Genomic DNA, 21,135 nt, shown 5'->3' with positions numbered 1-21,135 from the left:
TTTCTTTATACTTATTATAAAAATACGAGACTTTATGAGAGATCAGGATTATTGGCAAATAAAATTCAAAATGTGTCAATACTCAAAAAGATTGTTAAACCAGCTTTTAATATTAAATGAACATATTAAAGACAAGGTGGATATTATTGAAATTAAGAAAGCAATATATTATGCTAGGAAATATCATGCTGACCAAAAAAGACAATCAGGAGAGCCATATTACTCACATCCAATAGAGGTAGCTTACATGGTTGCTACTTACACGGCTCAAACACGTCCACGATTTTTTAGAACAGACATGATAGTTACCTCATTACTTCATGACTGCCTTGAAGATACAAATATAACTGAAGAAACGATTAATATTATCTTTGGTAGTAAAGTTGCTAATCAAGTTCAAGACTTAACTAGAATAAAACCAGAAAAAAAGATTAGTGTCGTGGAAATGATTAATTCTTTATTTATTCAAGGAAAGTCAGATATATTGATTATTAAAATTTTTGATCGTTTGCATAATATGAGAACTCTTTACGCAGAATCCTCTGAAAAAATTGATAAAACAGTTAATGAAACTTTATGTTATTTTGTACCACTTGCTATGCATCTTAATATGAATGATATAGCAAACGAATTAATTAATATATCTTTAAAATACCTACTAGGTCGTAACTGTAAATTGTAAGCAGTGTTTGACCCTCTAATAAAAATTAACCACCTAATACCATTTCTGAAAACTAATCATCACGTCGTCGTACTTCATGATCTCCGCTCCTCACGTACTAGTTGTCACACTACTGGACAAAAGAAATGGAGTGGTTGCAAGAGCTAGTAAATAGAGTATTTTAGATTGAATACAAAAAAATCTGTGGAACTCTATGTTACTAGCCGAATTACTACCTAATCATTTTTAGATGAAAGATTCAAGACTAAATACGTTCAAGAGATGGGATATCGAAGCTGCCTTTAAAGAGTGCAAAAGTAATGGTTTTAGAATGGAAGATACGCATATAAAGAGTAAAGTACGATTAGAGAATTTTATAAAATGTTTATTTGTAGCATATGCAATAGCAATAAAAATAGGAGCAATTGGAGAGCAAGAGCAACCGATAAAAATGAAGAAAACGTTAGGATGCAGGAGTTATTCTGTACTACAGTTAGGTATAAGATCAATTAAACAAGCTTATAGTCGTTCTAAGCAATTTTTTGATTCCTTAGTCATAAAATTGCTTAAGTTACACTTTGCACAACCAATATAACCTTTTCGTCCAGTAGTGTGACTAGTTGTACGCTCCGGTGTACAACTGTTGAAAGTTTACAAATACCTATACCACAGAGTCTATTAGCGAGCGTAAGCGAAGTAATCTAGGAAACAATCTATAGATAAATGATGTTACTGGACTGCTTCGTCGACCTTACAGCCTCCTCGCAATGACCTTGGTTATTTTTCTGCAACTTTTAAACTGCCATGATGAGCTTTAAAACCGCTCCCTTTTCTAACCTTCAACAGTTGTGGGGGCATCGTTCTGATGATTATTTTATTCTGTTAACCGATGCCGGTGAGAAGAAATCGCCTTGCATATTATCGATTTTTAAGTTGATTAAAAAATTGGCTATTTCCCCATTTTCAACAAATTCTGCTACAGTTTGAACACCTAAATTTTCAGAAATTTTAATTAACCGTTTAATGAAATCTTGACTTTGTATATCGCTAGTGATGTTACGTACATAACTACCATCAATTTTAATAATATCTATCGGTAGATTTTGTAATTGTTTAAATGAAGTAAACCCAGCTCCAAAATCATCCAAAGCAAATTTACAACTAAATTTTCTTAATCTGTGCATAAAGAATTTTATTTGTTGGTAATGCTGATTAAGGGTAGTCTCAGTAATCTCAATAATTAATCTTCCTGAAACATCATATGTTTGTAATAGTTTTTCTGCTATCTCTAGGAGAGAAACATCTAATATACCAATATTTGAAATGTTAACTGCAAGCACTAAGCTAGGGTTAGCATCTAGTTCTTTAATTGCCATTTCTAGCACTATTTGATCTATTATAAAAATTAAACCTTTCTTTTCAGCTTCTGGAATTATTGCACCTACAGAAAATAGATTATTATTTGTGTCAGGAATCCTTAGTAAACATTCATAGTAATGAATCTTCATTGTTTTACGGTCAATAACTGGCTGATAAGCAAAAACCATTGTTTTGTTTAATAAAGCTTTTCTTAAGAGATTCAGCTGCTTATTGGACTCTTTAACAAACTCTATATTATAATATTTATGGTCATACTCACGATAATAACTTTGGTCACCTTGATAAGAAACTAGCCAATTTAATAGATTATATACTTCTTTAGCTTGATTGGTAAATTTGGGAAACTCTATGCTAGCACTACTGCAATTCATATAAACTGCAGGTAACAGATCATCGACATAAAGTTGAGATAATAAATGTATTTTTAGGACAACTTCCTTAGCTAGATTTTGGTCTAGTGTGGGTAAAACCAACAATATTCTATCATGCTCAATTTGTTTATAAACTGATATAGAAGGAGCAGTAATTAATTTATTACAAACTTCAGAAATAATTTTATTAAGTTTGTCAATTATATAAATATCTCCTCCCATCATAGCATTCAATTCGTCGTAATTTAATAACTTAAAAGAGATACAATACCCATGCCCGGCTTTATCAAGTTCAGATTGCAAATTTCTAATTTTTGTATCTAATTTTGCCATAACCAACTAAATATAATATTTACTAAATACTAAAATCCCAGTAGACTTGATACAAGTAAAAGTTTTATATATATATAACTATGACCAAAATAAATAGAATAAAAAGAAAACTAGATGTGTTAAAACCACATTATTGCGAAATAGTTGACGAAAGTTACAAGCACGCCAGCCATAATGGTGGCATTACTGAAAGTCATCTTAAGATCAAAATTTTTGCAGCAGCTTTTATAGGAAAAAGTTTGCTAGAACAGCATAAAATAATTAACAATCTTTTAGCAGATGAACTAGCTAGCGGACTACACGCATTATCAATTGATACGAAAAACCCCCACTCACCTACTGATTAATAAACTCTTCTTTTTTTCTTGACAATCAATTATATTACATAAGAATGGACAAGGTTCATTCAAATAAGCTTTTACTCGATCTTGAAATAAATTTATTATGCCTAATATGTGTAATTGGAACAAAAATTTACCTATTCTAATTCTTGTTATTTTAGGTTGTGTAATATGGTATATACCAGCCCCTGAAGGACTTGATGTTAAGGTGTGGCATCTTTCTATTATATTTATTACCACTATTGCAGCTATAATTCTTAATCCTTTACCTATGGGTGCTATAGCCTTATTTAGCATACTCTGTTGTATTCTGACGCAAACCCTTTCCTTAGAACAAAGTCTATCCGGGTTTAGTCATAGCATTATATGGCTGGTGCTGCTTGCTTTTTTTATTGCTCAGGGTTTTATAAAAACAGGCTTTGGGGAGCGGATAGCTTATCACATCATTCTACTTGTCGGGCAAAGTACCCTTGGTATTTCATATGCTCTAGTAATTGTTGATTTTATACTCGCACCTTTCATTCCTAGTGTATGTGCTAGGGGAGGAGGGATAATTTTTCCTATTGCTCAGTCACTCTGCACTGCTTACTCTAATAAAACAAATTACGAAACATCCGTTTCAAACGGTGGATTTCTCATGAAAGTAGTCTTTCAATCAAATGTGATAACTAGTGCTATGTTTATTACCTCTATGGCCGCTAATCCTTTAGCTGTTAAGTTCGCAGCTGATGCTGGGATTATAATTTCATGGAGTGACTGGGCAATAGCAGCTATAGTGCCAAGCGTAATTTCTCTTGCTGTCATGCCTCTTATTCTTTATTATTTACATCCACCCTCAATTAAATACGATCCATCTGCTATACAAATAGCTAGGGCAAAATTGCAAGAAATAGGTGATATATCATTGCAAGAGATTATTATGCTAATAACTTTTGTAATTCTAATTTTTTTATGGATGCTTGGCAGCAAATGGGGATTATCAGCTACTACAGTTGCACTATTGGGCGTATGTATTTTATTATTATGCAAAGTAATTAAGTTTGAAGATACTCTTGCAGACAAAGGTGCATGGCATACCTTTATTTGGTATGGCACTTTAGTTATGATTTCAAGTTTTTTGTCTGATTTTGGTTTAATAGCATGGGTTAGTGATAAACTTAGAGACAATTTATTAAGTTTTTTCTCTCCAATGATTGGTATAATTATACTTTCTGTAATATATTTTTATATACATTACTTTTTTGCCAGTACTACAACCCATATTGCTATACTTTTTCCTACTTTTCTAGCGTTATTTATACATGCTAAAATGCCTAGTTTACTATCTGCATTGCTACTTAGTTTTTTATCAATATTATCTTCGGGTCTTACTCATTATGGACTCAGTAGTGCTCCAATATATTTTGAGACAGGATATATGAAGATCAGAACATGGTGGTATCTTGGTTTAGTTTTGAGTCTAGTATATGGCATTATATGGATTTTTATAGGCGGTATGTGGTGGAAAACACTAGGTTTGTGGTAGAATTGCTACTAGAATATATAGCAATCATTGCTGAATAATTTTATTTATTATAGAATTAGTCTTTAATCTTGTATAATTTGCTGTTAGACTCTCTTTTAAGATTAAATATGAATAGGAGTCTAATACCAATAGGTAGTATATTATGACAGATGACAAAAAAGAATCTACGCCGTTTGAAAACCTTGAAAGTTCTGAGATAGATAGTACTACAATTGTACCTAAAGAGATAGAAATAGCTAATACGTTAGACAATCAAACAGTGCAACCCAAGCAAAGAAAAGCAGAGCTTTCCAAAAGCTTTGATGACATGGAGCTTGAACGTGAAAATAAGTTAAAACGTACTCCCTCTCAAAAATCTGTAAAAAGTAAAGATGATTTACATATAATTGAGCAAGAGAAAAGTGAAAGATTAAAATCGGTTAAAACAAATGAAGTTAAAATTTCAGATGAATTTGCAAAATCTTTAGAACAGGAAAGTACAGAACCAAAGACAGAATCAAAATTTAAGAGATTTTTAAATAAAATTAAAGCTGTTGGGGATTGGACAAAGAGTACAAGACTTTTCAAGGGTATAGAGTGGCTGTTAGATACAAAATTGGCGAAGGTGCTATTTGGTAGTGCTATAGGTCGTACTGTTACAATTGCACTTGCAATAGTAACACTAGCCGGGGTCTCCCCTCCAGCAGCTTTGACCGCGGCTGCAATAGCATTAGCTGGAGTAACTAGCGAAATAGTAGCTGATGTTATCAAAACAAGAAGACTCCGTAAACTTGCACAAGAAAATGACCTATTGATGCAAAATCGAGGGGACATAGACAAGCAACAATACTTACTACTACTCGATCCCAAATTAGCCAAGGCATTGGAAAAGAAATTACATGTCCCAAATAATCATGTTCCAAATGGCAAAGATAAACATTACCACTATGTAGATCCCAAAGTAGAAATGGCATTTAGTGCAAGCAAATTCATAGTTGATAATCTTCAAAATGCCGCTAATTTAGCGTCTAACATAACTGCTGCTACTAGTGGGAATCCTGTTAAGATTCTTACAGCACTAAAAAGTGGTACACTTTCAGCTATTTCTATAATTGGCTCAGGTGTAACTGAAAAGGACTCAGCTAACCTTACTACAGCATTTAAAATCAATATTAATGATGAACTCCGTAAGGATGATGTTGCCTATTATAGGAATTTACGAGAGCTACGTGAGATCACCCAAAAACAACATATCCAAACTGCAGCTTTGGCTGAATTAATACAAGATAAAGATTATTTTAAGTTAACCGATGAGCAAAAACAAAATAAATTTGATATATATCAACAAGCTTTAACTGAACTGATGTTTGACAAAAATTATAACAAGTTAACCGATGAGCAAAAACGAGCTACACTTCATACAGCAGTCAATAAATTTGAAGAAAAACCTAATGAAAAAGCAACTGAACCTGAAACTAAAGAAAAGAACAAAAGTAATAATATACTGACAGCAGCTGCAAAAGGTACACTAAGCCTTTTAAAAGATCTAGGTAGGACACATAATCCTTTTTATAAACAACCTAAGGTAATAAGGGATTATAGCCCATTAACGAAAGCTATGGAGGCTGCTAAAAAATCTGCTAAAGAGATCGTAACACCTGAGGTTATAGCACAGTTACGAAAAAGTAAATCTGCACCAAATTTATTACAAGAAGAAGAACGCTTTCTTCATCGGAAAAAACTGCAGAGAAGTAATTCTATAGATAACAATCAACATTCAATGTAACTCACCTACCATTACCCACATCTTTGGACTCGTGGGACGTCATCCTGAAACAAGTTTAGGATGACATCGATATCTTCAAAGTGTATGGCTTTTAAAAGATGTAAGTTACCTACCACCCCTATCGTTCTTATTTACTGGTGGTTTTACTGGAGGAGTACTAGGTGGTGAAATAATAGATGAAGTACTAGAACGCAAAGGTTTATTATTATCATGCTTTGCGAAACTATTCCTTAGTTTTTTTGCCTTGGATACTTCTCTGCTCACTTTTTGTTCTTCTTTTAATAATTTTGCTTTCTTTTGTGCCTGTATTACTGGTGCTAATATTTCTTGTCTTTTCTGCCTGAACTCCTGTAGATTTTGTTGTAGATCTTGTTGTTTAGGAGATGGAGTATCTTGATTTTGTGAATTGTTCAAGAGTTCTTTAACAATATCAACAACCTTATCTATAATCTTTGCAAACCAGCTTTTTTCCGGCTTTATATCATCCAAAATAGCGTTTTCCTTTGGAACATCGTGTCGTCTATTATTATTGTTAATTTTTGGTGGCTTAGATGGTTTCTGCTCCTGTACCTTACGGGAATTAGCTGCTAAATTATTATTCCTTGGGCGTGGGGCTACTTTACCTATTGGTTTTGTTGACTGAAGTATTTTTTTCTCATCTTCTTTTAATTTTTTCAGTGTTTCTCGCAAATCGTCTACAGTTGGAATTGGACCTTCCACAGTTGGAGTTGCAGAATTCTTTAATGTTTCTTCCTTAGGTCTTGAATCTCTTAGAGCCTTAAGTCTATCTTCTATTTCTCGATCTTTTCGTTTACCTAATTCAGCATATTTATTATCTAAATTAACTTCAGATTGTATTTCTTCCATCAACTTATCTACTTCCGAAGAAGGAACAGAACCACCCATTCTATCTAATGAGTCATTCATCACATCTGTCACCATCTCGGATTCAAGCAATTTCTTATCTAACTCGCCAAGTGTTTTCTCAAATTTTTCATCAATATTTTGTATTTTCTTACTCAAATCATTAGATTTTTTCTTGGACATATGTAACTAACCCGCTATTTAAATACATAAGTTATTATAGTTTATTCTATTAGATACTACTAAATAATTTTATCAAATATATATTTTTTGAGGATATTTGCTTGTAAGATTGTTACTTTTGTGATATAAGTGATATGCTATAATTAGGTTTCATTTTCTATGCAACAAGATCTTGACCCTCCCCCACTATCAAATAAGCAGTTACTTGCATTCTTTGCAATGATAGTAGGAATGTTTATGGCAGTGTTGGATATTCAAATTGTTGCCAGTTCTTTATCAGTCATTGCAGCCGGTCTTTCTGCTTCTAGTGATGAATTATCTTGGGTTCAAACATCATATCTTATAGCAGAAGTGATTATAATACCAATAACCGGTTTTACAGCCAAGCTTCTCTCCACTAGAATTTCTTATTTTATTGCTGCTCTTGGTTTTACCGTTATGAGTATTCTATGTTCGTTAGCCAGCAATATAGAAGCAATGATTATTTTTAGAGCTTTACAAGGATTTTTTGGTGGAGCAATGATACCAACTGTCTTTAGTACAGTATTTATAATTTTTCCTGCCTCAAAACGTCCAGTAGTTACTGTGATAGTAGGATTAGTCGTAACAATAGCCCCAACACTTGGACCAACACTTGGTGGTTACATTACTGAAAACTTATCTTGGCATTTTATGTTTTTACTCAATGTAATACCTGGTATTTTTGTTTGTGTGGTCGTATATTTATACGCTGATTTTGATCAACCTAATTACAAATTGCTCAAGAATTTTGATTTTGTTGGCATTATTTTACTAACTGTTACTCTTGCTTCTTTGCAATATGTTTTAGAAGAAGGAAATAAGAAAGGCTGGATAGAAGATAATTTGATATTATTCCTTATCATACTAATTGTTGTTGGATTTATTCTGTTAGCTATTAGAGAACTGACATTTATTAATCCAATCTTAGATCTAACAACTTTTGCTAACAAAAATTTTACTTTTGGTTGTATCTACTCTTTTGTTATAGGTATAGGGCTATATGGTGCAGTCTATTTATTACCTTTATTTTTATTTACAATAGCTGGTTTTAATACTGTGCAAATTGGTTTTACCATGATGGTTACTGGTATGGCACAATTTCTGTCAGCTCCACTTGCAGGAAAAATGCTTGGCTCTGGACTAGATTTAAGAATTATGCTGGCTATCGGTCTAGCTACGTTTAGTTTAGGTTGCTACCTAAATAGTTTTTTAACAGCAGATGCTAAATTTGCCGAGTTTTTTTTACCACAATTTATTAGGGGGCTTGCTTTAATGTTTTGCTTTTTACCTACTAATAATATTGCTTTAGATAGCATGAGTAAAGATAAAGTAGGGAATGCTAGTGGGTTATATAATCTTACTCGTAATCTTGGTGGAGCTGTTGGTCTTGCAGTTATTAGCCTACTTCTTACAGATAAAACTAAAATTTTTAGCCAATATTTAAATGAAAATATTTCTTCCACTTCACCCTCTGTTCTAATGAAATTACAATTTTTAGGACAATTATTGGATGGTAAAGTGGTTGATCCGGAAAAGGCTTCGTATTTTTTGTTAGCCAGTAATATAAATAAGGAAGCATTTGTAATTGCGATAAATAGCATTTTTGGTATTATAAGTGCATTATTTTTTGTGGTAATGATCTTTCTACCGTTTACATCAACTGTTAAAGGCGGAGAAAAGTATGATGCACACTAAAATCTTTACTTTAATTATGTTGTTATTGGTGTTGTTTGGTTTAACAGGAGTACCTACTGATATTTTTGCATTGTTGGTTTCCTTAATTATCCCCAGTATATCTTATCTTGTAACAATAAAACTCAATTTGATCCCTGATAGGATCTATTTAAATTATCGTTCTATATTATATTTTATTTGGTTAATTAAAGAAATAGTTGTATCTAGCTTAGGAGTAATGAAGATTATATGGCGTAGAAATCTTAATCTACAACCAGTCTTTGAGTGGATTAATTCAGAACAAAAAAACGATACAAGTCTTGTAATATATGGTAATTCTATTACTCTTACACCAGGAACTGTAACACTTAACATATCAAATGGTATGTTATTAGTTCATGCTCTAGAACAATCATCAATCGACAATCTAAAATTTGGTAATTTTACTATGAGTAAAAGAATTCAGCACATTTCAAAGAACGACTATAGTCAATTCAGGAGAATTGGATAGCAGGAACGATGGAGCGAAGCCTATAGATAATAGGCGAGCGATCGAAGACGACATCACCAAATTCTCATCAATTGACTATATCATGAACGATAGGGGCAAATTCCTTAACTACAGCTTTATAAAGCTTGCGTTTAAAGGGAATTATAATTGATAATAACTCATCAAACTTAGCCCAACGCCATTCCTCAAACTCTGGGTTACAAGTATTAATATTAATATCTTCGTTAGTACCGGTAAACCTAATTAGAAACCATTTTTGTTTTTGACCTCGGAAATTACCACCCCATAATTTAGGTATTAAAATTTTAGGTACATCATAACTATACCAATATTTGCTTTCTGCAATAATATAGCCTTTATTACAACCTATCTCTTCGAACATTTCTCTAAGGGCAGCAACACTAGGTGTTTCTCCTAGATCTATACCACCTTGAGGCATTTGCCAAGCTGGTATTTTGGTATCTATTCTTTTACCAACAAATACTCTATTAGCACTATCTATTATCATCATGCCTACACTTGGTCTATATGGCAATTCACGATAACATTTACAAATAGTTTCATTTTTCATGATTTTAGGTTTTTATATGAAAGGTAGACTTCTTTAAGAATTACCCTCTCATAAGCTAGTTTTACAATAAGTCTAGTATACCTGATGAATCTTCATTTGTGTATCTAAATTATTCTTATCACTTTATTTCTTCCGTCCTCCTTTGCTTGATACAGAGCTTTATCGGTACGTTCTATAAAATCACTAATAGATTCCCCAATTTTGTATTCAGTTACTCCTATGGAGATAGTTTTCTTAATAGGATCTTTCTGCGTTTTAACTTTAAAATCGATAGACTCCACTCTTGTTCTTGCCCGCTGCGCTATATACATAGCTTCGTCAATCGTTATGTCATTTAAAAGGATAGCAAATTCCTCTCCGCCATATCTAGCAACCAAGTCTGTAACCCTAAAAATGTTCTTCAGAACATTAGCAATGGTTTTTAGCACTATGTCTCCTGCTTGATGACCATAAGTGTCATTAACTTGCTTAAAATGATCAATATCACACATAAGTAAGCATAAAGGTCTTTTGCTATCAGTAGATTTTTTTACCATTTGCTTTATGTGTGTATCAAAATAATGACGATTAAATATGCCTGTCAAACCATCTTTGATCGACAAATTTACGCTTAACTCTAAATCATTGCGTAAAGTATCTTGGTAATGTTTTCTTTTCAATTGAGTTCTGATTCTAGCTAATAGCTCGTTTTTATCTACTGGGTATGTAAAATAATCATTAATACCCAGCTCTAAACCTTTGATAACTATCGATGTATTTTCTTCTTCAGCTTGTAATATGAGTACCGTATCATGGAATTTAGCATCAGACCGTAGCATTACGCTTATTCTTAAAGGATCTCCTTGCTCTAATTGGCAGCTGATAATTACTAAATCCGGGATATATTCGCTATCTTTCTTCAATTCATTGATATCAGATATTATTTTGATATTGGGGGTAAGGCTGAGAAGCGTTTTATTTATGTTTCTTGCCTGCACTATATCATCGTTAACTAAAAGTATTTTACTATCTGAAAAATTATCTTTTACCTCTATGACGTCACCACCTAATTCAGCATTAGTAGTGTTTCTAAGCTTGAGTTCATCAATAACCGCCTTCATTCTAGCAAGAGATCGTACCCTTGCAAAAAGAGCAGTGTCATCAATAGGTTTTGTTAAGAATTCATCAGCTCCAGCTTCAAGACCTTTTATGCGATCCTCAGTATCAGAAAGAGCCGTAACCATAATCACTGGTATATGAATAGTGTAAGGATTAGACTTAATTCGTTTGCAGGTTTCAAATCCATCTATATTAGGCATCATGGCGTCAAGTAATACAATATCAATTCTATTAAGGGCAAGAACATTCAATGCATCTTTGCCGTTATTGGCAGTAAAGACTGTATAATATTCTCCTAAAAGTTTAGCTTCCAGTAATTTAACATTTGATTCTATATCATCAACTACTAGTACATTGGCTGTCATAAAGTAATATATTTTTCTACAGACTCTTCAAATCCTTACACATAAGTGAATTTTGTAATAGGTCTCATGTTTCTTGGAAAAAATTTTTTTTTATTGTAGCATGAATTTTTCATAGCACTAAGTAATATTACTCAAATAATTTGAAGAAAATGTTTCAAATATCAATAAAATTTGGTATTCTAGCCTAGAAATTATCATTTATACGCGAAAGAATTTTATTCTGAATTTTTTGTACTGTTTTGTCAAGAAAATCAGTTACTGCAATTTTTAGGGTAATTTAAAAGTCCCAACTAATGATAGGAAATACTAAATTATAGAAATAAATAGTTGTCATCGCGAGCCACAAAGTGGCGTGACGATCCAAATAAACAGCTCGCTGTTTTATTTTTTGCCACTGCAACTTTTGGATTGCCACGTCGCCGCTTTGCGGCTCCTCGCTAATAGACATTTATGCATTTTAAAAAACAAACTTTTCTATCATTAGTTGGGACTTTTAAATTCCCCTGATCATTTGAGTATAGATACACTAAATAAGTTTAATAAAAAGTCCGCATTCATTAGCGAGTCCAATAGTTCTTTCTATCTCTAGAATAATCACTTTATCTTTCTGTATGGCTAATCCTTTATAACCATAATTAGCTAAGTTACTTATTGTCTCTGCTCCTATTGTAGGTATATCAATTCTAGTATCTTGATCTTTCTTCATCATTTTAATAAGTACACCACCTATAGAATTTTTACGTAAATATGAACATCTTTCTATTAAATTATCTGTACCCTCAGCCGCTTCAATACCTATAATATACCCATTATCAACAATTACTGACTGTCCTACATCAAGATATCCGATACTATCTAATAGCTTTATCCCCAGTTCAATATCTGTGTTATCTATTTTAGATGGAACAGCTATGGTCATAACATCATTATTTGTTCTTAATATTTCATAACTAGAAATTACTTTAAACCCTTTTTCTTCTAGGAAATCTATCACTATACTAAGAAGTTTATCATCTCCTAAAAATTTTTGTTTCAATATGCGTGCAAGTAACCTTGATCCCATTAAATCTACTTTAATTGACCGCAAATTAGGACGATTTACACTACCAGCAAGAATTATATTTTTTACATCATACTTACGAAAATATTCAATTATTGGCTTAACCATACCGATTTTAAAAAATTGGTGGGTAAAATCCTTATACAATACCGGGCTTGCTTCTCCCTCCAAAGCTGCGATATAACATTGCCCGCCTTGCTTAATGAAACTATTGGCGAGTGAAATTGGCAATAAGCCATTTCCTGCTATAATGCCAACTATACTCTTTTGCTTTAAAGGGTATATTTGCAACATTTTACTTACTTACCTTATCATGTTCAACTTGTCTTGGCTGGCAAAATGCTCTACTAAGATCCTGTTTTATAAAAGTGATAATTTGTTCTACAATAGGATTACCTTTATATTGCTTTAAAACTATCTCAATTCTATCAGTAAAAATACCTTCGCCAATAAAAATCTCATCTACGGCTTTTATAGTATCAAGCGTTTCCTGATTATCAAAGCCACGTCTTTTCATCCCAACTAAGTTTATTCCTTCAAGAAATGCCCTTTCATTTGTAGCTAGCCCAAATGGAATCACATCTTTGCTCACTGCAGACATACCACCCACCATCGAATGTTGTCCTATACGTACGAATTGCAGAACAGCAGAAAGACCTCCTATAATGGCATAATCATCAACTTTAACATGACCAGCTAGGCTAACATAGTTAGCAAGAATTACATTATTACCCACAATACAATCATGTGCTATATGCACTCCAACCATCAATAAACAATTATTACCTACAGAGGTAACCATACCACCACCTTTACTACCGGCTTGAATAGTTACATATTCTCTAATAGTATTATTATTACCTATGATAACCTCTGACTCTTCTCCCTCATACTTAAGTATTTGAGGGGGCTGACCAATAGAAGCAAATGGATATATAACTGTATTAGCACCAATTTTTGTTTTTCCCTCTATAACTACGTGCGATTTTAACTCAATATTATCCGCCAAAACCACATTCGGCCCAACAGTACAAAAAGGACCGACTCTGACATTTTTACCAATCGAAGCCTTTGTGTCTATTATGGCAGTTGCATGTATAGCTGATAAGGTCATTGTTAATTCCTATTTTTAACCATTGCAGTAAATTTGCTCTCTGCAACTATATGATCATTAACTTTGCTGTTACTTGAAAATTTCCAAACAGAGCCTCTATTTTGTTCTATTTTAGCATAAATATGTAATGTATCACCTGGCTCAACAACTTTACGAAATTTTGCCTCTTCAATAGTCATAAAGAAAACATCTTTATCTTTGAAGTCCATTGATTTGGCTACTAAAATAGCAGATAGTTGAGCCATAGCCTCAATAATTAGTACACCAGGCATTACTGGTTTTGTAGGAAAATGACCAGTAAATTGCGGCTCATTAAAAGTAACATTCTTGATACCAACAATAGACTCATGAAGCTTAAATTCTAGTACCTTATCTATTAATAAAAATGGATAACGATGAGGTAGCATTTCCATTATTTCTATAATATTAATTGTCATTATATACATTCCTCTTTCTTATCTGTAAGCTATTTCATTTTTAGGTCAGCAAATCTTAAATCGAGCTTGTAATCATTTAAAGAACGACATGCTATTATCTTAAATTCTTAAAACATAGATTTTTTAGTTATCTAAACTCATTTTTTTGTTTACAAGTTGCTTCATAATTACTGATTGTTTATGCCAATCTCTAATTGGTACTGCAGGATATCCACCAACTGTAGCTCCTAGTGCAACATCTTTTATCACGCCAGATTTGGCTGCTACTTGGACTTTATCGCCTAATACTATATGTCCGGATATGCCTGACTGCCCCCCTAAAGCACAATATGCTCCTACCTTAGTACTACCTGCTATACCTACTTGGGCAACAATAACTGACCCCCGTCCTATTATAGCATTATGTCCTATCTGCACTAAGTTATCTATTCTACAAAAATCTTCTATTATTGTATCATTTATCGATCCTCTATCAATAGTAGTATTACTACCTATTTCAACATTATTACCTATTTTTACCATACCAGTGTGCAAAATTTTCTTATGAATTCCTTTATCTGTTGCAAAACCGAATCCATCTTGTCCAATTCTCGCTCCCGCTAATATTACCACATCATCACCTATTATACTGTAACTTACTGAAACATTTGAGTGTATTAACGCTCTATTACCTATTACTACTCCAAAATCTATACTCGTCCCAGATTCTATAACACAATCATCACCTATTACCACATGATCTTCAATAACAACATTATGTCCTATATAACAATTCTTTCCTATAATAGCAGAATCTGCAATATAGCTAGAAGGCATAATTTTGTTAGGATAAGTTTTTGCTTTACTATAAAATAAATCTACTAATTTTGCATAAGCAAAATACGGATTTTTTGTTTTTAATAAAATTGTTCCATTATTAGATTCGTGCGAAAAATCCTCTGGGACTATGCAGCATGAAGCTTTAGTGTTTTGGAATTGAATAATATATTTGTTATGAATTAAAAAACTTATATCACCAACATCAGCCTCTTCTAATGACTTAACATTATGGATTAACAAATCATTTGAGTATACTATCTCAGCATCTATTAATTTTACAATTTCTGACAATTTATAAGGAGCAGATTTCTTATAAAAACGTGCGTTTATCATGGTTATTTAATTTTACAAAATAATGGCAATAGTATAAACGCCAGTTAGAAAATACTCAAGTTTTCTTACAATAATTTATATTTCAGAATATTGTTCATTATTGTATAATAGTTATTATACAATTTAGAAGTATAGTATAAGGGATTTATCATAGAGATGGTGGCTAGAGCCGGGATCGAACCGGCGACACAAGGATTTTCAGTCCTTTGCTCTACCAACTGAGCTATCTAGCCGCATGAACAGACCTATTGTACCCCAATTTGGGATAAGAATTAGTTAATTCTTATCCCAAATTCGCGTTGTAGTCTCATAAATCTAATTTCGTTACAACTAACTTTCGGATTTGGCATTAGATATCTGAACTTGATATTCCTTATTAAGTGCTTTAACTGCATATATCCACAATATTACAATAACAAAAAATATGCCAGCGAAATAAGGCGTAGCTTCAACGAAGGTAAAAGAAGGAAGCAAGATAAAGAATGTTGACTGGATAATACCACCACCAGATTTACCAAACCTACCACCTATAACTTCTACTGCCGCTTGCCCTTTGGTTCTAAGATCTTTATCAAGAGGAATATATGCCATATTTTTGGTAGCGTCAAATAGTGAGTATTTTGTTGCCTTACTTAAAATATTTTGAATCATCCCAATCATCACTGCTATTGCCAAAGGTCCAGAAGTGAGTAGACCAGTAATATACATTGCAATAGTACTATCAAAGAAAATAAAGGCAAAAAAAGCAATACCGGTAATTAACATCATCACAGGAGTAATCATAGCAGCTGTGAACCAAGAAACCCTTCTTAAAATGTTACTGCCAACAATCATAAATAATATAGCTGTCACACCTTGCCAAGCCTGAAATTGCCCCATATACATGGTATATTCTTCTTTAGTTGGATATAGTTGTCGAATTTTTGACTTCCATACACCTTCCACAAGATTTACTGACACCCCATAGGCTAAGATTAACGAGACAATAAGTCCTAAATATTTTGAAGTAAAAATCATTTTAAAGCTTTCACCAAGAGACAATTTAACCTTGCTTTTCTTGTTTGTTTTACTTGTTGGCTGATATAAAGTAGGATCGGTTAAAACATGTTGATTCATCCATCTATACAATAACATGATGACTAGACCACTAAATATCATAATAAGAAGCAGTGGAATAAATTTCAGATCTTCTGAAACTATTTGAGTTTCTTTGCTTAAAAAATAGGCAAGTATTAATGCAGTGACTGGTAAAGATAAATTTGCCAGCATACCAAACATAGAATAAAAGCGTTTTGCCTCTTCGGTCTTAGTAATTTGGTTAGCAAACTGCCAAAACAATAAGCTAAGCATCATACTTCCCCAAAGTTCTGACATAGCATAAAAGATGGCAAAACTCCACTGACCAATTACCCTAATAAACCACTTAAAATTTGGATATTCATTACTCAATGCATCGATTATTTTGGGATTAGGATGCACTAACTCTGGGTAAGGATATAAGACAAAAGTGAATAGGACAAAATATGCAAGAAAAAAACTAGTTACAGCATAAAAAACATTTTCTTGTTTTAACATATCACAAAGCTTTACGTAAGCAACCATAAATAGTACTGCCATTGGTAAAACAACATAGGTTTTTACAAAACTTATTGCTTCAGGACCAATAGATGTTACAACGAACCCGTCTTTTATAGACCTGAGGGTAGAGTAGTTTAGCAAGATACAAAACATCATGCCAGCCATAGGCAAGAATTTCTTATTTTCATGCCATTCAATTGGCCAAACCACTCTTCTCATTTCTGAGAAATAACTATTATTTTCTACCTTATTCATGCTATTTTATTATTATTATAAGTCAGTGGACTTATACAGATATATACAAGAAAAGTCAAACGAAATGATTATCTTTTGCTAGATAGGTCTAATTATAGGTTCTTATATCTTAAAAACATATTATAACCTCAGTTCGATATAAGAATTAATAATTCTTATATCGATACTTGCTTTGTTATAAGGAAAAATGCACTCTTGAAGCGGCTGACGCGGGTGCATTTTAACTTTTTTCATCATTCAATATGTGATTTTAATTGTTAAAATCACATATTGAATGGAGTGTTATATTTTAACAATCAGGTGGGCAGCCGCTTCAAACCTGATTGTTTCTATATATAATACTGAATTCGATGTAACTTGTTACATCGAATTCAGGTTATTATAAGTAGTTATAAGAGGGTAACTTGATAAGAGCTAGACTGAAATAGTCGTGCATAGAATAAGTACCCTCTTATCGTTAAGTTTGCTTTGAACAAATTGTAGAAGATGCTGCAATGCAGTAGCCTTGTACAATAAGATGAAGGAAATTATACTATGAATCAAATAATAGGTCTAGGTGTAAGTAAAAAATGGCTTGATATATGTGTATATATGCTAAATAATAAACCAATATATCACTGTTTTTTAAATGAGCAATCAGGTCATGAAGAATTTATAAACTTAATAAAAGAGCAAAAAGTTAAGCTAATTGTAGCTTGTATGTGTAAATTATTTGAAGTTTGTCATAAGCTTATTCAACAAAAACGCTTATTTGTTGTTAATCAATAATATTTTTTATTGATATAAAATACAGATAAAAATATTTAATTTTTTTTAAAAGATAATTGCTATGCTAAGAGCCTTAGAACTTATAGTTCGATATATACCAAATTTATCATATAAGAATTTGGTAATTATTTTAATATTCCCATTAACTATAGCTTTGTATTATAAAATTTTTCTTTCTAATAAAGTACCTAATCTAACACTATGGAGTTGGCATAGATCAGATGACTTATTATTTATTGATAATAATACAGCCGTTGCATCCTTAATAGCTACCATCTATATAGACCTAGATAAGATAAAAATTATACCAAGAACAAATACTCTTACAACCTCAGCTAATAGTTTTATTATTCCAGTTTTTCGTTTAGAAATGAAAGCAAAAGGAAAATTAGACGCAAAAAGTTTAACTGATCTAAGTAATATTATTTTATCTGCATCTAAACCTGGACAACTGATACAATTAGATTTTGATGCCACTTATAATCAAAGAAAAATTTACTCTCAACTAATTGAAACATTAGTAAAAAACAATAGGAAAATTTCTATTACTGCCTTATCTTCATGGTGTATGTTTGATAATTGGATAGATAAACTTTCAATAGAATATGCCGTGCCAATGGTGTATCAAGGCAGAAAAGAAAATCAAGATATAAGACGAGTAAAAAAATTTTTTACTGATAATAAAAATTGGCGTAGCAAAAAATGTCAAAATTATATTGGCCTTATGGCAGGTGATGTGCTTACTGTACCAACAAGCTTTAAAGTCTTTGTATTTAATAAAGATAAATGGAATAAAGAAACATATTATAAAATTATAAAAAATGTTCAATTATGAAATCTAAGAACACACCAACTAAACTGATTTATGCAGGCACTCTAATATTAATCACCTTTTTCATGCATATTAGCTTAGCTTGTATGACTACAATCGAAACAAGGTCTTTCCCGTATGAAGAAGATATCTTTGATATAACCATACCTTTAAGACAAGAAGGAATATTAAAGACCTTTGCTAGAGATTCCATAGCAATATTGCCTGATAAAACTAATCTGCTAGGGCTAATTCTAGCATATCGTTATTTATCAAATAATCCACCTACTACAGAAAACCTAGATAATTTATCTAAACCAATAAATGAAGAAATTAACTCACAAAATATATGGCGAGAAAATAGCAATAAAATAGTTAATGAAGAAAACTATCTTTCGTCATATAAATCAGTTAGCAACAAAGAAAATCAGGTGCAAACTAGTTTCTATTTTGAGAATTGCTTGAACAATGCTTTTACCTTTGCTGTAGAATTATTTAATGATAAAAGCAAGAAATATAATGCTTCTCAAATAAAACAATGGGTATCTAACCAAAATAAAGTATTTAATAACTGTGATCAGAACGTATTAATACTACCTACTATTTTGTCAGAAAATGCAACAAAAGAAGAATTAGATGATTATAACTACCAACTTGCTTCAGCTTATTTCTATGCTATGCATTATGATACTAGTAGTGAATTATTTACCAAAATATCAGAGAGTGATTCTCAATATAAAGATTTAGCTCTTTATTTAATATTTCGTTCTCTTTTTAGGCAAATAAAATATCAAAATAAAGATAATAATGATTTTTTTGTATTATATAAAAAATTACAACCTTTAATTAATACATCACCTTTTAAAGCTGAAATAGATAAATTATTAAAATATTTTATAATTAAACAAGATATAAATAAAGAAGTAATACAACTCTCTGAACAATTAATCTCCAAAGAGATAAGGTCAGAAGATTATAATGATTTTAGATATTTAGTATCAGATTATAATGATCATACTATAAAAAATGGGCTGATTACTAACCACCCATTTTTAGAATGGGCAAATTATTTTTATATTCAAGATAATTTTTTAGATACATATAAAAAATGGCAAAACTATAATTCATTACCTTGGCTGATACTATCTTTAAAAAAGATCAAATTATCAGATATTAAATCGCAGGAAGCTCAAAAAGTTATCCAAAAAGCACAAGAAATTACTGAAAATACGCAAGGATACATATTAACTCAATATTATTTAGCCAAACTTGCCTTATCTGAAAAAAATTACAAACTATTGGATGATATTACAACAAAAGTTTTAAAAATTCCTAATTTAGCACCTTATGAAGTAAATTTATTTAATTACTTACGTTCATATGCTGCAAAAAATTACCATGAGTATTTAACTTACATAGTACAACCTGTGTTATATATGTATACTGATTCCTCAATAGAATATGCGAATGATATCTCAGGAAAAATTATGGATATAATAGGACAGAGCAACAATCTCATTGAAAATGTCCCTACTAAAATGCTTACTGAAGGCCTAGATTGTAATATACCAGAATGGTTAAAGAAACGCCTAATTGCTAGTGCTTGGACACGCTATATATTATTGGGAGAAATATCAGAAGCTGAAAATATATCTTCTCTTTTGGTGAAATTAAATCCGGAATTAAATGATGTTATTAATGGATTTTTATCTGAGAAAAATTTAGAAGTTAAACAGAAATTAGCTCACCTGATTATAATGCGTTCTCCTGGTTTAAATATATTTATCAAATCATATTTATGGCGCAACGATTCTTATTATCAAAAGGATCTAAATTTAACAGAATTGAGTATGAATAGTGAGAATTGGTGGAATGACCAGGATTTAGCAAATTTTGATCTAAATAATTATGGGGAATTTTTAACAAAAGAAGATAAAGAACTAGCTAAAAAAGAATGGTCTTTTTTCAAGAAAAATCTTTCTAATAAAGTGGATTATTTTTGTCATTCAAGTATTGATAGTTACAATAAATTTAAAGATAAAGATTTTATTCCTGAGATGCTGCATTTATGTGTAAAGATGAGTAAAAAATGTCATAATGCCCCAAAATCATCTTATGAAGCTTTTATCATGTTGCATAAATATTATAAAAATAATAAATATACTCTATTAACTCCTTATAATTATTATGTAAAGCCAAAATAAAGTCGAGTAACCTACTCCAGTTACATGTATTAGTTGATACGGAGTGGAGACCCTTCAAAAGCAGGGGGAAAGCTAAATTTTGCTAAAAATATG

19 protein-coding genes and 1 tRNA gene are annotated in these 21,135 nt (G+C 31.7%); 10 read left to right on the top strand and 10 right to left on the bottom strand.

The genetic code is table 11. The features are described from left to right. Window positions 1-34: 34 nt before the first annotated feature. Both ACQH1W_RS00270 and ACQH1W_RS00265 read left to right on the top strand, forming a co-directional pair. Window positions 35-682, top strand: coding sequence for an HD domain-containing protein (locus ACQH1W_RS00270; RefSeq protein ID WP_375332882.1), 648 nt, complete (start codon window positions 35-37; stop codon window positions 680-682). A gap of 229 nt (window positions 683-911) precedes the next feature. Further along, window positions 912-1,256: a hypothetical protein gene (locus ACQH1W_RS00265; protein ID WP_341763079.1), complete on the top strand. Its 345-nt coding sequence runs from the start codon at window positions 912-914 to the stop codon at window positions 1,254-1,256. A gap of 274 nt (window positions 1,257-1,530) precedes the next feature. On the opposite strand, the gene ACQH1W_RS00260 is transcribed toward ACQH1W_RS00265, so the two are convergent. Continuing rightward, entirely contained in the window at window positions 1,531-2,745 is a 1,215-nt protein-coding gene (locus ACQH1W_RS00260) for an EAL domain-containing protein (RefSeq protein ID WP_341763078.1), read from the bottom strand. Window positions 2,746-2,825: 80 nt separating this feature from the next. Between ACQH1W_RS00260 and ACQH1W_RS00255 the strand changes: the two genes are divergently transcribed. The 3 genes from ACQH1W_RS00255 (at window position 2,826) to ACQH1W_RS00245 (ending at window position 6,376) form a co-directional block, all read left to right on the top strand. Further along, window positions 2,826-3,092, top strand: a complete 267-nt coding sequence (locus tag ACQH1W_RS00255) for a BolA family protein (RefSeq protein WP_342278866.1) — start codon at window positions 2,826-2,828, stop codon at window positions 3,090-3,092. 97 nt (window positions 3,093-3,189) lie between these two features. After that, window positions 3,190-4,611 carry a DASS family sodium-coupled anion symporter gene (locus ACQH1W_RS00250; protein ID WP_425361051.1) on the top strand — a complete coding sequence of 474 codons (1,422 nt, stop codon included), beginning with the start codon at window positions 3,190-3,192 and terminating at the stop codon, window positions 4,609-4,611. Between the two features lie 142 nt (window positions 4,612-4,753). Further along, complete coding sequence (locus ACQH1W_RS00245) at window positions 4,754-6,376, top strand: hypothetical protein (RefSeq protein WP_375332880.1); 1,623 nt, start codon at window positions 4,754-4,756, stop codon at window positions 6,374-6,376. Between the two features lie 105 nt (window positions 6,377-6,481). On the opposite strand, the gene ACQH1W_RS00240 is transcribed toward ACQH1W_RS00245, so the two are convergent. Continuing rightward, complete coding sequence (locus tag ACQH1W_RS00240; protein WP_425361050.1) at window positions 6,482-7,423, bottom strand: hypothetical protein; 942 nt, start codon at window positions 7,421-7,423, stop codon at window positions 6,482-6,484. Between the two features lie 159 nt (window positions 7,424-7,582). On the opposite strand from ACQH1W_RS00240, the gene ACQH1W_RS00235 reads away from it, so the two are divergent. Both ACQH1W_RS00235 and ACQH1W_RS00230 read left to right on the top strand, forming a co-directional pair. Next, window positions 7,583-9,139 (top strand): DHA2 family efflux MFS transporter permease subunit, encoded by a 1,557-nt coding sequence (locus tag ACQH1W_RS00235; protein WP_375332878.1) that lies wholly within the window; start codon window positions 7,583-7,585, stop codon window positions 9,137-9,139. Next, complete coding sequence (locus tag ACQH1W_RS00230; RefSeq protein ID WP_375332877.1) at window positions 9,126-9,629, top strand: Na+/H+ antiporter subunit E; 504 nt, start codon at window positions 9,126-9,128, stop codon at window positions 9,627-9,629. Before ACQH1W_RS00235 ends, ACQH1W_RS00230 begins: the two co-directional genes overlap by 14 nt. A gap of 67 nt (window positions 9,630-9,696) precedes the next feature. Here the strand turns inward: ACQH1W_RS00230 and ACQH1W_RS00225 are convergent, their stop codons facing one another. The 8 genes from ACQH1W_RS00225 to ACQH1W_RS00190 all read right to left on the bottom strand — a co-directional run bounded on the left by ACQH1W_RS00225 (window position 9,697) and on the right by ACQH1W_RS00190 (window position 17,259). Beyond that, window positions 9,697-10,200, bottom strand: coding sequence for an RNA pyrophosphohydrolase (locus ACQH1W_RS00225; protein ID WP_375332876.1), 504 nt, complete (start codon window positions 10,198-10,200; stop codon window positions 9,697-9,699). 104 nt (window positions 10,201-10,304) lie between these two features. After that, window positions 10,305-11,663 carry a PleD family two-component system response regulator gene (locus ACQH1W_RS00220; protein ID WP_341762026.1) on the bottom strand — a complete coding sequence of 453 codons (1,359 nt, stop codon included), beginning with the start codon at window positions 11,661-11,663 and terminating at the stop codon, window positions 10,305-10,307. A 526-nt stretch (window positions 11,664-12,189) separates the two neighbouring features. Next, window positions 12,190-13,017, bottom strand: coding sequence for an LpxI family protein (locus tag ACQH1W_RS00215; RefSeq protein WP_341763069.1), 828 nt, complete (start codon window positions 13,015-13,017; stop codon window positions 12,190-12,192). Between the two features lies 1 nt (window position 13,018). After that, a complete protein-coding gene (gene lpxA / locus ACQH1W_RS00210) occupies window positions 13,019-13,837 on the bottom strand; it encodes an acyl-ACP--UDP-N-acetylglucosamine O-acyltransferase (protein ID WP_341763068.1) in 819 nt (272 codons plus the stop codon). Between the two features lie 2 nt (window positions 13,838-13,839). Beyond that, on the bottom strand, window positions 13,840-14,274 hold the full coding sequence (fabZ, locus tag ACQH1W_RS00205; RefSeq protein ID WP_341762023.1) for a 3-hydroxyacyl-ACP dehydratase FabZ: 435 nt from the start codon (window positions 14,272-14,274) through the stop codon (window positions 13,840-13,842). Window positions 14,275-14,397: 123 nt separating this feature from the next. Beyond that, window positions 14,398-15,426, bottom strand: coding sequence for a UDP-3-O-(3-hydroxymyristoyl)glucosamine N-acyltransferase (gene lpxD / locus ACQH1W_RS00200; protein WP_375332875.1), 1,029 nt, complete (start codon window positions 15,424-15,426; stop codon window positions 14,398-14,400). 157 nt (window positions 15,427-15,583) lie between these two features. Next, window positions 15,584-15,659: transfer RNA gene (locus ACQH1W_RS00195), tRNA-Phe, on the bottom strand. Window positions 15,660-15,756: 97 nt separating this feature from the next. Beyond that, the gene (locus ACQH1W_RS00190; protein WP_375332874.1) at window positions 15,757-17,259 is read right to left on the bottom strand and encodes an Npt1/Npt2 family nucleotide transporter; all 1,503 of its coding nucleotides are present in this window, start codon (window positions 17,257-17,259) and stop codon (window positions 15,757-15,759) included. A gap of 534 nt (window positions 17,260-17,793) precedes the next feature. Between ACQH1W_RS00190 and ACQH1W_RS00185 the strand changes: the two genes are divergently transcribed. The 3 genes from ACQH1W_RS00185 (at window position 17,794) to ACQH1W_RS00175 (ending at window position 21,042) form a co-directional block, all read left to right on the top strand. Further along, a complete protein-coding gene (locus tag ACQH1W_RS00185; protein ID WP_375332873.1) occupies window positions 17,794-18,027 on the top strand; it encodes a hypothetical protein in 234 nt (77 codons plus the stop codon). A gap of 61 nt (window positions 18,028-18,088) precedes the next feature. Beyond that, a complete protein-coding gene (locus tag ACQH1W_RS00180; protein WP_375332872.1) occupies window positions 18,089-18,862 on the top strand; it encodes a hypothetical protein in 774 nt (257 codons plus the stop codon). Then, window positions 18,859-21,042 carry a hypothetical protein gene (locus tag ACQH1W_RS00175; protein WP_375332871.1) on the top strand — a complete coding sequence of 728 codons (2,184 nt, stop codon included), beginning with the start codon at window positions 18,859-18,861 and terminating at the stop codon, window positions 21,040-21,042. The genes ACQH1W_RS00180 and ACQH1W_RS00175 overlap by 4 nt, the downstream gene beginning before the upstream one ends. Window positions 21,043-21,135: the final 93 nt, after the last annotated feature.

The sequence above is a fragment of the Candidatus Tisiphia endosymbiont of Stenodema calcarata genome (assembly GCF_964030695.1).
Lineage (GTDB): Bacteria > Pseudomonadota > Alphaproteobacteria > Rickettsiales > Rickettsiaceae > Tisiphia.
Note: the sequence above shows the minus strand (reverse complement) of the source record. Positions and strands in the feature narration are given on the sequence as shown.